Below are 14,385 nucleotides of genomic sequence, written 5' to 3'. Positions count from 1 at the left end.
ATGCAAAATATAAATTGGAAAGAATGTACCGGACTTTTTTGTTTGCTGCCTTTTCTGTCATAACCGGTTTAATAATGTGCTAATATGCCATTTTTTTGTATACTTGCAGGATAATGAGGCGGAAAATGTAAATCCGATAGTTTTTCAACCTATTCCGATAGCTTTCAAACCCAGCTAGACAGTGTTACGCCCTATATTTGCGACGTAAATCAACAATCTAATAATCTATTAAGATGAAAAAGCAGTTAACCCTATTTCTCTGTCTGTTGCTATTCATACCCATATATGGATATGCGGAAGACGAAGTAACTCATCAAGTTGTACAGCAAACTACCAAAGTAAAAGGTACTGTTACGGATGAACAAGGCGAACCGTTAATCGGAGCCAGCATCGCCGTTAAAGGTACTTCGCAGGGAGTGATTACCGACTTCAATGGTCAATTCAGCATCGACGCTTCCAAAAACGCTACATTAATAGTCAGTTATGTAGGTTATCGTTCGGAAGAAGTACAGGTGAAAGGACAATCCAATCTTAAAATCGTCTTGAAAGAAGACAGCAAAATCATCGACGAAGTGGTTGTTACCGCACTGGGCATCAAGCGTGAACGGAAAGCACTCGGCTATTCCATCGGTGAAGTGAAAGGTGAAGAACTTGAAAAGGCAAAGGAAACCAATGTCATCAACTCGCTGGCAGGAAAGATTCCGGGACTGGTTATCAGTCAGACTGCCGGAGGCCCCTCCGGTTCATCTCGCGTCATCGTTCGCGGTAGCACGGAAATGACGGGAAACAATCAACCGCTTTATGTGGTGGACGGAGTGCCTTTGGACAACAGCAACTATGGCAGTGCCGGACAATACGGAGGTTATGACCTCGGCGACGGTATCTCCAGCATCAACCCGGACGATATTGAAAGTATGTCCGTATTGAAAGGTCCGGCGGCATCTGCCTTGTACGGTAGCCGCGCTTCTCACGGTGTGATCCTTATCACTACCAAGAAAGCAAGTACCAAAAAGAAATTTGCAGTGGAACTGAACAGTACCACTACTTTCGAGAAACAATTAACGAAGTGGGACGATGTACAGTACGTCTACGGTCAGGGAACCGGCGGACGCATCAACGGTACGGACGACCAGTATTCTTCGAACAAGAACTGGGGACCGAAGATTGATCCGGGACTGAATCTGACGTATTTCGACGGAGTAACCCGCCCGTATGTAGTCATTCCCAACAATATCGACGGTTTCTTCAGAACCGGTATGACCACTACCAACACAATTGTTGTCAGCACCGTGAAAGATGACACGGGTATCCGCGCCACTTATACGGATATGCGCAACAAAGACATTCTTCCAAACACGAAGATGAGCCGTAACACGCTGAATCTGCGTGCCAACACTACGATCAACAAGAAAGTAGACCTCGACTTCAAGGTGACTTACACGCGTGAAGACGTAAAGAACCGTCCCGCACTGTCTGACCACCGTGCCAACCCTGCCAAGAACCTGATGTCTCTGGCAACCACCTACGACCAGAAATGGCTGCGCGACAACTACAAAGATGCCGACGGCAACTACTACGACTGGAACGGACGCGATGTATGGAACCTCAACCCTTACTGGGTGCTCAACGAAATGACCAATGAATCGGGAAAAGACAAGTTCATGGGTTCGGCACTGGTACGTTACAACGTCAACGAACACTTCAAAATTCAAGTGACCGGTGGTGCGGACATCAACTTCATGAACTTCCAAGACTATGCAGCCCCCACCTCACCGGGATTTGAACAGGGACAGTTGCAAATCAGCGATTTCAAAAACAGAATGTATAACATAGAAGCATTGGCTATTTACAACAACAGTTATAAGAAATTCGACTATGGAGTAACCATCGGCGGCAACCTCTATAAAGTGGACAACAAAACACAGATTGTAACTGCCAAAGAGATGGTGATGCGTGATGTCATTGCCCTGCAAAGCTTCACAAGCAAAGAGATTACCGAAGGAACCTACCGCAAACAGATTAACTCTCTCTATGGTTCTATCAACCTTGCTTACGGCAACTTCGTCTACCTCGACGCCACGCTACGCGGTGACCACTCTTCCACTCTGCCATCGGGAAACAATACTTATTTATACCCATCGGTATCAGGAAGTTTCCTGTTCTCGGAATTCTTCAAAATCAATCCGACGATATTGCCTTACGGTAAAGTGAGAGTTTCATGGGCACAGGTGGGTAGTGACACAGATCCCTATCAATTGGGACTATCCTACGAACTGTCTTCCAAAAACTATTCAGGGTACGCACTGTCTCAAATCGCCAATACGACGATTCCGAACAAAGACCTGAAACCGACCAAGACCAACTCCACCGAAATCGGATTGGAACTGAAATTCCTGAAAAACCGCATCGGACTGGATTTCACCTACTACACCCAGAAAAGTAGTAACCAGATTATGCGCCTCAACACCACAGGAACTTCCGGTTACAACTCCATGCTGATTAATGCAGGAGAAATAGAGAACAAAGGAGTGGAAATCGCATTGAACACACGTCCCATACAGACGAAAGATTTTTCATGGGATTTGAATATCAACTTCTCAAAGAACAGCAATAAGGTAAAAAGATTAGCTTCAGGTATTAAAGAATTTGAATTGGAATCGGCACGCTGGATTAACGTGAAAGTAGCAGCCGTAGAGGGTCAGAACTACGGTTCCATCCTCGGCAAAGACTTCCTTAGAAATGATGCCGGACAGATTATCGTAGATGCTTCTACGGGACTTCCGAAAGTGACGGAAGACTTGCGAGTGCTGGGCAATGCCACCTGGAAATGGACAGGAGGTATCACCACCAACCTGACTTACCGCGACATCTCCCTGTCTGCCATCTTCGATATTAAGGTAGGCGCCGATGTCTATTCCATGTCCGCCCGTTCTTCTTACATGACCGGAAAGGACAAAGCGACTCTTGCAGGACGCGACGGCTGGTATGAATCGGAAGAGCAACGACTGCAAGCCGGAGTGAAAGAAAGTAATTGGGAAGCGACAGGCGGTTATGTAGTAGAGGGCGTGGTAGAAATGCCGGACGGAAGTTTCGCGGAAAACAAGAAGTTTGTCGACCCCGAAGTATATTGGAAACATATAGCCGATCAGACTCCGGTTCCGTTTATCTACGACAACTCTTACGTAAAGGTGCGCGAAATTACGTTGGCTTACCGTCTGCCCAAAAGATGGATCAGCAAGGTGTTTGATGCCGTATCCGTATCGTTCGTGGCACGTAACCCGTTCATCATCTACAAGAACGTACCGAACATCGACCCGGACTCCAACTACAACAACGGCTCGGGTATGGGACTGGAATACGGCTCGCTGCCATCCAGAAGAAGCTATGGTTTCAATGTTAACGTAAAATTCTAATAGTAAGCAATCATGAAAACAATCTATAAAATCGCCTTCGGTATGTTATGTATATGCGGTCTGTTGCTGGGAGCCTGCACCGACTTTGAGGAACTGAATACAGACCCTTCCAAGTCGTCCTCTACCGACCCGAACCAGCAACTGTCTATGATTCAGTTGCAAACATGGGGACATTGGCAAATGTGCCAGCCCTATCCATTCTATCTGGCTGCTTTCGCACAATATATGCAGGGCGACTGGAACACCACCAACTATGGCGGACAGTATCGCAAAAATGATGCGGAAATGGGAAACACATGGAACCTGATGTACCCGGCACTCATCAAGAACATTGTCGACATTCTGGACAAGACCAAGGATAACGAACGGGAAGTGAACATCCACTCCGTTGCCCGTATTTATAAAGTATATCTTTTCTCCATACTGACGGATATGTACGGCGACTGCCCTTACTTCGAAGCGGGTAAAGGCTTTATCACCGGTAACGTAAAACCTGCCTACGACAAACAGGAACTGATATACAAGGATTTCCTGAAAGAACTCGGCGAAGCGGCAGATGCTCTGACCGCCAGTGGTGACAAGGTCACGGGAGATATTATCTTTCAAGGGAATATCGACAAATGGAAACGTTTTGCCAACTCCCTGCACCTGCGCTATGCAATGCGCATCGTAAACGCAGACCCGGAACTGGCAAAAGCAGAAGCCATCAAAGCTGTCGGTCAGGAAGCCGGTCTGATGCAATCGGCCGCTGACGATGCCCTGATTGCTTACACCGATATTCAGGACTGGGCATCCAACGAATTCCGCAGAAACGGGCTCGCCCAACTATGGAGAGGTCGCGAAGCATATCCTACGGCTTATCTCTGCAGCACATTCTGGAAACAACTGGACGCTACTTCCGACCCGCGGCAGTTTGTATTCGGACGTTGTTATGACGAAAGTTCGGCAAACAACCCATTCGGACGTGTGGATCTGACGGAGGAAATGCAGAATACGGAAGCTGCCAAGTTTCAGCCTTGCAACCCGGGTTATTTCTGGTACAGCAACGGGACATGGCCGGAGGGTTATTGGAGCAAGCTGACTAATAAATGGCAGGACAAAGCTACCCGTCCGCAGCTCAACAACATTTTCCTGAAAGGCGATATGCCCGGAGTGGTTATGACATACGCGGAAGCGGAATTATTACTGGCGGAAGCCAAAGCCCGCTGGGCAGGAGACATCACAACAGGTGCCGACGCTTCCACCCATTATAAAAACGGAGTACGCGCAGCCATCCATTTCCTGGAGAAATTCGGTGCCAAGACTTTTGACGATCAGGTCATCGATACCTATCTGCAGGCTAATTCACTACCTGCCAGCGGATTGGATGCACAGCTTACTGCTATCAACACCCAATTATGGATTCTGCACTTCAACAATATCCCCGAAGGATATGCCAACTGGAGAAGAACAGACATTCCGGTGTTGCTTCCTTCTCCCCATTACGGGGCAGTGACGATTGATTCGCAGACTACACCGCTGCGTCTCTGCTACCCGCTCTTTGAAAGTTCGTACAATCCGGAGGGTTATCAATCTGCCATCCAGGCTATGGGAGGCAAAGACGACTGGAATTCACCGGTATGGTGGGACAAATAAACCTAAGATCATCAACACTAAAAGAAAAAACGATTATGAAGAAAATAATATTTATATGCACGTTGCTGGTATCTCTGTTTGCCATGAGTGGTTGCAGCGACGATATAGACACTCCGGTACTGACTACTGACGAATATCCGCGCATACTAGGCCGGTGGCCGGACAAGCAGGAGGATGGCACGTTGGGTAAATTCAGTATTCCATTGAATCAGGTGCTTTCCATCAATGTACAATACACTCCTGCCGAACTATGCGAGGGGACATGGTATCTGGATGGAAGGGAAATTCATAAGGGAGTAGGATTGACGTACATTCCTTCGACTATCGGCACTTTCCACCTCGAACTGATTGTAAAGACGCCGACTAAGGAAACCACCCGTGAAGCTATTATCCAAGTAACCGAAGCAACAGAGTAAACCATTAAAACAAGAATTGTATGAAAAAAAGACTTATAATCTATCTGGCCTGTCTGTTTGCATGCCTGATAGCCTCCTGTTCCGAAAAAGATGAAGTAATCAGCAACGGAGGAGAACCGCAAAACTATGTTCCTTTTGCCATCAACAAAGGGGTGAATATCAGTAACTGGCTGTCGCAGGTAGACGCCATCCCCGCCAACGGCTTCTCACAAGCCGAAGCACAAAAGCTGGCAGGATACGGTTTCGACCACATCCGTCTGCCGATAGACGAAAAACTGTTCTTCACGGAAGACGGTCAGAAGATACCGGAAGCATTCACACTGTTGCACAATGCCATAGGATGGTGTCGGGATGCCGGAATGAAAGTGATTGTAGACCTGCACGTATTGCGCGATCACAACTTCAATACAACGGTCACTACATCGGGCGACCCGATTGAGAGTTTCTACGACACATTTGAAGATATGAAATGGGCGGGATGGTTTGCCAATGGCTCCGGCGTGACGGTGAACAATGTAGATAATCCCAGCAAAAGCGGTATAAACACCAGCAACAGGGTGTTCTCTGTGGTACGAAAATCAGGAGTGGACACTTGGTCGAACGCCAAGAAAAAGGATTTTTCCATTATTCCTGTCGGGTCAGGCAAAATGCAGTTCAAGTACCTGCGCGCCAAAATATACAAAAGCACCAAAAGCACTATTACCGTTGTATTGAGTGACGAGAACAATACGAACGACGGTTACTACGGATATACCAATACTACGGCAAATGAATGGGAAGAAATCGCCGTAGATGTATCCAACTATAACAAAAACTGCGGTCGCGTGGCTCTCCGTCCGGAAGAAGGAGAAACAATGTATTTCGACGATGTATTCTTCTCCAACAGTAAAACTGGTGACAACAAGATCTACCCTGAAAGTGGAACTACCACCGTTGTCCCCAAACTCTGGACAGACAAAGACGCCCAGTACAAATATCTCGACTTATGGAAAACGCTAGCGAAAGAACTGAACCAGTATCCCAACGATCTCGTTGCCTACGAGTTATTGAATGAACCGGTAGCCCCTTACGCCTCACAATGGAACTCTCTTTCCGCCCAACTGATTCGTGAACTCCGGCAAACGGAACCCGAACGTAAACTCATCATCGGCTCTAACCGCTGGCAGAGTGTCAACACTTTCAACGAACTGACTATTCCCGGCGGTGACCCGAATATCATCTTGAGTTTCCACTTCTACAACCCGCATCCCCTCACGCACTACCAAGCCGAGTGGACGGAAGAAAAAGACCTGAATGTACCCATTCACTATCCGGGCGAACTGATAGAAGAGGCGGACTTCAACCAACTATCCGAAGCAATGCAAAAACTGGTGACTCCTTATATGGGAACGTATGATAAAACCACGCTTGAGTCACTCGTATTGAAAGCGGAGATGAAAGCTACCAGTCTCGGCGTACAACTCTACTGCGGTGAATTCGGTTGCTACAAAAAGACTCCGGCTGCCGACAGAATGGAATGGATACGGGACGTAGTATCTATCTTGAAGGATCGTCACATCTCCTACTCTTATTGGGAATATAAAGCAGGATTCGGTTTCTGCGATTCACAAGGAAACGTGATTGAACAGGAGGTACTCGATTTGTTAACTAAATAATAGTCATTCAGATAACAATAATCATTCAAATTAAAAAAGAAATATGCGACAAACATTCATCGCTATGGGAATTTGTTGTGCTATCGGCATTTCCACATTAGCTTGTCAGGATAAAAGCAAAGATTACACCGATCCTACGCTGCCTGTGTCCGAACGTGTCTCCAGCCTGATGTCTCAAATGACATTGGAGGAAAAAGTTGCCCAAATGTGCCAATACGTGGGATTGGAACACATGAAGAAAGCAGAAAAGGATATGTCTGCCGAAGACTTGAAACACAGTCATTCGCAGGGTTTCTATCCCAATCTACATTCTTCCGATGTGGAAGAGATGACGAAAAAAGGACTGATTAGCTCGTTCCTGCACGTGGTAAAGGCCGAAGAAGCCAATTATCTGCAATCGCTGGCACAGCAAAGCCGCCTGAAGATTCCACTCCTGATTGGCATTGACGCCATTCATGGAAACGGTTTGTATCGTGGTTCGACCATTTACCCCACTCCTATCGGACAGGCAGCTACTTTTGACCCTGCACTGGTAGAACGGATGTCACGGGAGACTGCTATTGAAATGCGTGCCAGCGGTATGCACTGGACGTTCACTCCGAACGTGGAAGTGGCACGTGACGCTCGCTGGGGACGTGTGGGCGAAACATTCGGCGAAGATCCCTATCTGGTAGGACAGATGGGGGCGGCTACCGTACGCGGATTCCAGACAAAGGATTTCACGGGAAACGATAAAGTGATTGCGTGTGCAAAGCATCTTGTAGGTGGCAGTCAGCCAGCCAACGGAATCAACGGTGCTCCTGCCGAGTTATCGGAAAGAACGTTGCAGGAGGTATTTTTCCCGCCTTTCAAAGATTGTCTGGAAGCGGGGGTATTTACAGTGATGACGGCTCATAATGAGTTGAACGGGATTCCTTGTCACGGAAATAAGTATCTGATGACGGAAGTATTACGCAATCAGTGGAAGTTTGACGGTTTTGTTGTCAGCGACTGGATGGATATTGAGCGCATGCACGACTATCACAACGTAGCCGAAACGCTGAAAGACGCTTACCGGATCAGTGTAGATGCCGGAATGGGAATGCACATGCATGGACCGGAATTCTACGAAGCTATCATTGAATGTGTGAAAGAAGGGAGTATTCCTGAAAAGCAGATAGATGCTGCCGTTTCTAAGATTCTGGAAGTTAAATTCAGGTTAGGATTGTTCGAGAATCCGTTTATCGACCTGAAAAAGAAAGATGAAATTGTCTTTAATGAGAAACATCAGCAAACGGCACTGGAAGGAGCGCGGAAGTCTATCGTCCTGTTGAAAAATGAAGGTAATATGCTGCCATTGGATGCTTCGAAATATAAGAGAGTGTTTGTTACCGGACATAATGCCAACAATCAGTCTATCTTAGGTGACTGGGCAATGGAACAGCCGGAAGAACATGTCACTACCGTATTGAAAGGTCTGAAAGCTATCAGCCCCGAAACGAATTATAATTTCCTTGATCTCGGCTGGAATGTACGTTTGCTATCGGACAATCAAATAAAGGAAGCAGTGCAACAGGCACGCAGCTCCGATCTGGCGATTCTGGTGGTAGGAGAAAACTCAATGCGTTATCATTGGAACGAGAAGACGTGTGGAGAGAACAGTGACCGTTACGAGCTTTCTTTGCCGGGACGTCAACAGGAACTGGTAGAAGCTGTAGCTGCTACGGGGGTTCCGACAGTCGTTATCCTTGTCAACGGCCGTCCGCTGACTACCGAATGGATAGATGAAAATATGCCGTGTATCATCGAAGCATGGGAGCCGGGAGTAGCCGGGGGTCAGGCTTTGGCGGAAATTCTTTACGGAAAAGTGAACCCAAGCGGTAAACTGCCGATTACGATTCCAAGAAGCACCGGACAGATTCAATGTATGTACAATCATAAATTTACCAACCATTGGTTTCCGTATGCAACAGGAAATTCATTACCTTTGTACGAGTTCGGTTACGGTTTGAGTTATACGACGTATAAATATGAGAACCTCAAACTGTCTGAAGCAACGACCACTCCTGACAAAAGCGTGAAAGTAACTGTAGATGTCACGAATACCGGAAAAATGGATGGTGAAGAAACGGTCCAGCTCTATATCCGCGACGAATACAGTTCTGCTACTCGCCCTGTAAAGGAGTTGAAGGACTTTGCCCGCATACCTTTGAAAGCAGGAGAAACGAAAGAGGTTTCATTTACTCTCACTCCCGAAATGCTGTCCTACTATGACGCTAATATGCACTATGGAGTAGAAAAAGGAACTTTCAAGATTATGGTGGGAGCTTCTTCAAGAGATACCGATCTGCAAAGCATTATACTTACAGTGAAATAAAATAAATTATGAAGAAATTACTATGTCTCGCCCTGTTATTATCTGCCGGAAGTATTTATACCAGCAGTGTCTCGGCAACCAACCAACCTGCCGGTAAGAAATCCGGAAACAACTCAAAGGATATATACAAAAAGACCTGGATTGACTTCAACAAGAACGGTGTAAAGGACGTATACGAAGATCCCTCCGCTCCTATCGAAGCCCGTATTGCGGATTTGCTTTCGCAAATGACACTGGAAGAGAAGACCTGTCAGATGGCTACTCTTTACGGTTCGGGACGGGTACTGAAAGATGCATGGCCTACCGACGGATGGTCGACAGAAATCTGGAAAGACGGTATCGGGAATATCGACGAACAGGCCAACGGACTGGGTAAGTTCGGTTCTGAAATCTCCTATCCGTATGCCAACAGTGTGAAGAATCGCCACACCATTCAGCGCTGGTTTGTGGAACAGACACGACTGGGTATTCCGGTCGATTTTACCAACGAGGGAATACGCGGATTATGTCACGACCGGGCTACCATGTTTCCCGCTCAATGCGGGCAAGGTGCCACGTGGAACAAAAAACTGATCCGGGAAATTGCGAAAGTCACTGCTGATGAGGCGAAAGCACTCGGATATACCAATATTTATGCTCCGATTCTGGACATCGCACAAGATCCTCGCTGGGGACGTGTAGTTGAAAGTTACGGAGAAGATCCTTATCTGGTAGGCGAATTGGGTAAGCAAATGATTCTTGGTCTGCAAAACGAAGGAATCGTTGCCACTCCGAAGCATTTTGCCGTTTATAGTATTCCGGTCGGTGGACGCGACGGAGGTACACGTACCGATCCGCACGTGGCTCCGCGTGAGATGAAGACTCTGTATCTGGAACCATTCCGTAAAGGTATTCAGGAAGCGGGTGCACTGGGCGTCATGAGTTCTTACAACGACTATGACGGGGAGCCTGTTTCCGGAAGTTATCATTTCCTCACGGAAATTCTGCGTCAGCAGTGGGGATTTAAAGGATATGTAGTTTCGGATAGTGAAGCGGTGGAATTTCTACATACTAAACATCGTATCACTCCCACAGAAGAAGAAATGGCGGCACAAGTGGTAAATGCCGGATTGAATATCCGCACGAACTTCACTCCGCCACAGGACTTTATTCTTCCATTACGCCGTGCTATTAGTGAGGGCAAAGTCTCTCTGCATACGCTCGATCAACGTGTTGGTGAGATTCTCCGTGTCAAGTTTATGATGGGTCTTTTTGATAATCCATATCCCGGTGATGACCGTCGCCCGGAAGTGGTAGTGCATAATGCCACCCATCAGGATGTATCTATGAGAGCAGCTTTAGAATCTATCGTACTTTTGAAGAATGAGAATCAAATGCTTCCGTTATCCAAGAACTTCAGCAAAATAGCTGTGATTGGCCCGAATGCGGAAGAAGTGAAAGAACTGACTTGCAGATACGGTCCCGCCAATGCATCTATAAAGACTGTCTATCAGGGAATCAAAGAATATCTGCCCAATGCAGAAGTTCGCTATGCAAAAGGCTGTGATATTATTGATAAGTATTTCCCGGAAAGTGAACTGTACAATGTTCCATTAGATACACAAGAGCAAGCGATGATTAATGAAGCCGTAGAATTAGCAAAGGCTTCGGATGTCGCTATCCTTGTATTAGGTGGAAATGAGAAGACGGTTCGGGAAGAATTCTCACGTACCAATCTCGATCTCTGCGGACGCCAACAGCAATTATTGGAAGCTGTTTATGCCACAGGAAAACCAGTCGTTCTGGTAATGGTAGACGGAAGAGCAGCTACTATCAACTGGGCAAACAAATATGTCCCTGCCATCATTCATGCTTGGTTCCCCGGCGAATTCATGGGAGATGCCATCGCCAAAGTTCTTTTCGGAGACTATAACCCGGGCGGACGTCTGGCAGTTACTTTCCCGAAATCAGTGGGACAGATTCCTTTTGCATTCCCATTCAAGCCGGGTTCGGATTCAAAAGGGAAAGTCCGTGTTGCCGGTGTGCTTTATCCTTTCGGATATGGTTTAAGCTATACGACCTTCGGATATTCAGACTTGAAAATCTCCAAACCGGTTATCGGGGCACAAGAGAATATCACACTTTCATGCACTGTAAAGAATACAGGAAAGAAAGCAGGAGATGAAGTGGTCCAGCTTTATATCCGTGATGATTTTAGTAGTGTAACAACCTACGATAAAGTATTACGTGGTTTCGAACGTATTCATTTGCAACCGGGAGAAGAACAAACGGTTAACTTTACCCTTACTCCTCAAGACTTAGGGTTATGGGATAAGAATAATCAGTTTACAGTAGAGCCGGGAAGTTTCTCGGTGATGGTGGGGGCTTCTTCGGAGGATATTCGGTTGAAGGGAAGTTTCGAGGTTCAATAAAGAATCCCAAATAATATCTATATAAAAAAATGTGAGGTAACCCGAATCTTTGGAAGTTACCTCACATTTTCATTTTACTAATTATACCTTACAAAGGATATTCCTCAAAAGCATACAAAATGGTAGATAGATAACGTTCTCCAGTATCAGGCAGCAGAGCAACGATCATCTTCCCTGCATTTTCCGGTCGCTTCGCCAGTTCCGTAGCAGCATATACAGCTGCCCCCGAAGATATGCCGACCAACAACCCTTCTTGCTTGGCCAGTTCACGACTCGTACGAATAGCATCGTCATTCTGCACCTGAATAATTTCATCTACGACAGAGGCTTTGTACGTTTTAGGAATAAATCCTGCACCGATCCCCTGAATCTTATGAGGACCTGGTTTTCCTCCCGACAGTACCGGAGAATCAGATGGTTCCACTGCCACTATCCTTATACTCGGATCACGCATCTTCAACGCTTCACCTACACCGCTAACTGTCCCGCCAGTACCTACACCTGCTACAAAGATATCGACTTTCCCCTCGGTATCTCTCCATATTTCCAAACCGGTAGTTCGTAAATGCATAGCAGGGTTAGCAGGATTCTCGAACTGTTGTAGGATGACAGCTCCCGGAGTTACAGCTTTTAATTCTTCCGCTTTGGCAATTGCCCCTTTCATGCCATCCGCACCAGGAGTCAGCACTAATTCCGCTCCCAAGGCTTTCAAAAGATTACGTCGCTCAATACTCATTGTATCAGGCATCGTCAGAATCAGTTTATAGCCTTTCGCTGCTGAAACAAAAGCCAATCCTACACCGGTATTGCCGCTAGTCGGTTCAATGATCGTTGCTCCGGGTTGTAAGACACCTTTCGTTTCGGCATCCTCAATCATAGCCAATGCGATACGGTCCTTAACACTTCCCGCAGGATTAAAAGATTCAATCTTTACAATCAGACGGGCTTTCAAATCATTACTCCTGTTATAATTGCTAAGTTCCAACAACGGAGTATTACCTACCAAATCCGTCAATTTTCTTGCTATCTTTTCCATATATATCTGTTTTTAATTTCTTTTGTTTTTAATATAGTACAAAGATAGTGGAGATTCTGTTCAAGGTAAATACCACATATATGGTAAATTCATACCATACATATCTGACTTTCTACCAGATACTACAATAGAAAGTCAGCCCTCATAGGACTAAATGTATCAATCAATACACCTGCTTCCAGACAAACGCATCCATGAGGCTGATCAGGTTCTACATAATAACCGTCGCCCGTAGAGAGAATTTCTTTCCGGTCGCCAATGCTCAATTCAAACTTGCCGCTTGCAACATAAGTAGCCTGGCTATGATAATGTTGATGCACAGAACCAACGGCACCTTTCTCAAATTCCACTTTCACCATCATCAGTTGCCCGTCATACCCCATTATCTGGCGGCGGATTCCCGGAGCCGGTTTATCCCAATCCAATTCTTTCTCAAACTGAAAAGCATCACTACGTGTTTTCATCTTCCAATCTATTATTATTATTTATAACTATATTATTTAAACCTCTTCACATAATCTACAATCAGATAGCAAGCCGGACCGAGCACCTGACCATGATCGAATCCCTGCATTTCATACAACGTCACTTTTTTATTACCTATACTTTTCAGGACAGCTTCCAACAGTGCATTTTCTTCATATCTTGCCGCCATCTCCAGATGCTTGTCACCCGTTATCAGTACAAGAGGGGCTGTTTCCTTGCGGGCCTTATTTACCGGAGCATATTCATCAACCACCGGAATACCGTTGGGCAAACCACGCTCCTTGCGAATAGTGAAATGTGTCACCGTCTGGCCACTGACCGGAAGATAAGCAGCTACGCTATCAGCATCTGCTCCGTATGCTGCCATATACTTTTTATCCATTGCCAGAATCAACGAAAGATAACCTCCCGCAGAATGACCGGAAACAAAAATTCGGCCCTTACGGCCACCATACTTCTCGATGTTCTTGAAAACCCATGCCACAGCTTCAGCCGCATCCTCAATATAAGCCGGATTTTTCGCTTTCGGACTCAAACGATAATTTACCGCCACTACTGCAAACCCTTGTTCTGTCAGTTCTTTGGGGATAAATTTATTTCCACCTTCCATACCACCGCCGTGAAACCAGACGATAGTTGAAAAACCCTTCTTATTTTCGGGATAATAAATATCCAGTTTGCAACGTTCCAGTCGATAGGCATCCATTTCGGAACCAGAAACATAAGATATATCCTTGTCGGTGCGATAAACAGTTTGTGCTTGAGCAATGCAAGTACAAAGCAAAAAGAGAAGAAGGCAAATCTTTTTCATGACTTTATTTTTTTAGTATTCTTTCCCAATAAGCAGCATACAACCAATTTGCTGTTCAGACTCATCATCTCACATAAAACATCGGCTGGCAACTACCTTATATATGGCATCCATGTTTCTTATAAGATGCAATATTACGAAATTCTAATAAGAAATAGTCCTTCTA

The 14,385-nt window shown here is 46.0% G+C and carries 9 protein-coding genes; 6 read left to right on the top strand and 3 right to left on the bottom strand.

Translation table 11 applies throughout. The features are described from left to right. Nucleotides 1–233 precede the first annotated feature (233 nt). From I2I13_RS03240 to I2I13_RS03215, 6 genes are read left to right on the top strand one after another with little or no spacing between them, the layout of a single operon-like run. Nucleotides 234–3,413 (top strand): SusC/RagA family TonB-linked outer membrane protein, encoded by a 3,180-nt coding sequence (locus I2I13_RS03240; protein WP_195648753.1) that lies wholly within the window; start codon nucleotides 234–236, stop codon nucleotides 3,411–3,413. A 12-nt stretch (nucleotides 3,414–3,425) separates the two neighbouring features. Beyond that, the gene (locus tag I2I13_RS03235) at nucleotides 3,426–5,048 is read left to right on the top strand and encodes a SusD/RagB family nutrient-binding outer membrane lipoprotein (protein ID WP_117932630.1); all 1,623 of its coding nucleotides are present in this window, start codon (nucleotides 3,426–3,428) and stop codon (nucleotides 5,046–5,048) included. Between the two features lie 35 nt (nucleotides 5,049–5,083). Beyond that, nucleotides 5,084–5,464 (top strand): hypothetical protein, encoded by a 381-nt coding sequence (locus I2I13_RS03230; protein ID WP_007757599.1) that lies wholly within the window; start codon nucleotides 5,084–5,086, stop codon nucleotides 5,462–5,464. A 20-nt stretch (nucleotides 5,465–5,484) separates the two neighbouring features. Beyond that, a complete protein-coding gene (locus tag I2I13_RS03225; protein ID WP_195648752.1) occupies nucleotides 5,485–7,119 on the top strand; it encodes a cellulase family glycosylhydrolase in 1,635 nt (544 codons plus the stop codon). Nucleotides 7,120–7,162: 43 nt separating this feature from the next. Next, on the top strand, nucleotides 7,163–9,475 hold the full coding sequence (locus I2I13_RS03220) for a glycoside hydrolase family 3 N-terminal domain-containing protein (RefSeq protein ID WP_195648751.1): 2,313 nt from the start codon (nucleotides 7,163–7,165) through the stop codon (nucleotides 9,473–9,475). A gap of 8 nt (nucleotides 9,476–9,483) precedes the next feature. After that, nucleotides 9,484–11,886 carry a glycoside hydrolase family 3 N-terminal domain-containing protein gene (locus I2I13_RS03215; RefSeq protein WP_195648750.1) on the top strand — a complete coding sequence of 801 codons (2,403 nt, stop codon included), beginning with the start codon at nucleotides 9,484–9,486 and terminating at the stop codon, nucleotides 11,884–11,886. Between the two features lie 88 nt (nucleotides 11,887–11,974). On the opposite strand, the gene cysK is transcribed toward I2I13_RS03215, so the two are convergent. The 3 genes from cysK to I2I13_RS03200 form a co-directional block, all read right to left on the bottom strand. Further along, the gene (cysK, locus tag I2I13_RS03210; protein WP_195648749.1) at nucleotides 11,975–12,922 is read right to left on the bottom strand and encodes a cysteine synthase A; all 948 of its coding nucleotides are present in this window, start codon (nucleotides 12,920–12,922) and stop codon (nucleotides 11,975–11,977) included. 122 nt (nucleotides 12,923–13,044) lie between these two features. After that, nucleotides 13,045–13,386: a cupin domain-containing protein gene (locus tag I2I13_RS03205; protein ID WP_195648748.1), complete on the bottom strand. Its 342-nt coding sequence runs from the start codon at nucleotides 13,384–13,386 to the stop codon at nucleotides 13,045–13,047. A gap of 32 nt (nucleotides 13,387–13,418) precedes the next feature. Further along, nucleotides 13,419–14,219, bottom strand: coding sequence for an alpha/beta hydrolase (locus tag I2I13_RS03200; protein WP_167511914.1), 801 nt, complete (start codon nucleotides 14,217–14,219; stop codon nucleotides 13,419–13,421). Nucleotides 14,220–14,385 lie beyond the last annotated feature (166 nt).

Origin of the sequence: Bacteroides sp. D55t1_190419_B8, from assembly GCF_015558905.1 — a bacterium.
In the GTDB taxonomy this organism is placed as follows: Bacteria; Bacteroidota; Bacteroidia; order Bacteroidales; family Bacteroidaceae; genus Bacteroides; species Bacteroides vicugnae.
Note: the sequence above shows the minus strand (reverse complement) of the source record. Positions and strands in the feature narration are given on the sequence as shown.

What these genes read in the sequence shown, in the direction of transcription:
- I2I13_RS03215 (WP_195648750.1), top strand. Translation starts at nt 9,484, where the DNA reads ATGAAGAAATTACTATGTCTCGCCCTGTTATTATCTGCCGGAAGTATT.
- I2I13_RS03240 (WP_195648753.1), top strand. Translation starts at nt 234, where the DNA reads ATGAAAAAGCAGTTAACCCTATTTCTCTGTCTGTTGCTATTCATACCC.
- I2I13_RS03225 (WP_195648752.1), top strand. Translation starts at nt 5,485, where the DNA reads ATGAAAAAAAGACTTATAATCTATCTGGCCTGTCTGTTTGCATGCCTG.
- I2I13_RS03205 (WP_195648748.1), bottom strand. Translation starts at nt 13,386, where the DNA reads ATGAAAACACGTAGTGATGCTTTTCAGTTTGAGAAAGAATTGGATTGG.
- I2I13_RS03235 (WP_117932630.1), top strand. Translation starts at nt 3,426, where the DNA reads ATGAAAACAATCTATAAAATCGCCTTCGGTATGTTATGTATATGCGGT.
- I2I13_RS03200 (WP_167511914.1), bottom strand. Translation starts at nt 14,219, where the DNA reads ATGAAAAAGATTTGCCTTCTTCTCTTTTTGCTTTGTACTTGCATTGCT.
- I2I13_RS03220 (WP_195648751.1), top strand. Translation starts at nt 7,163, where the DNA reads ATGCGACAAACATTCATCGCTATGGGAATTTGTTGTGCTATCGGCATT.
- cysK (WP_195648749.1), bottom strand. Translation starts at nt 12,922, where the DNA reads ATGGAAAAGATAGCAAGAAAATTGACGGATTTGGTAGGTAATACTCCG.
- I2I13_RS03230 (WP_007757599.1), top strand. Translation starts at nt 5,084, where the DNA reads ATGAAGAAAATAATATTTATATGCACGTTGCTGGTATCTCTGTTTGCC.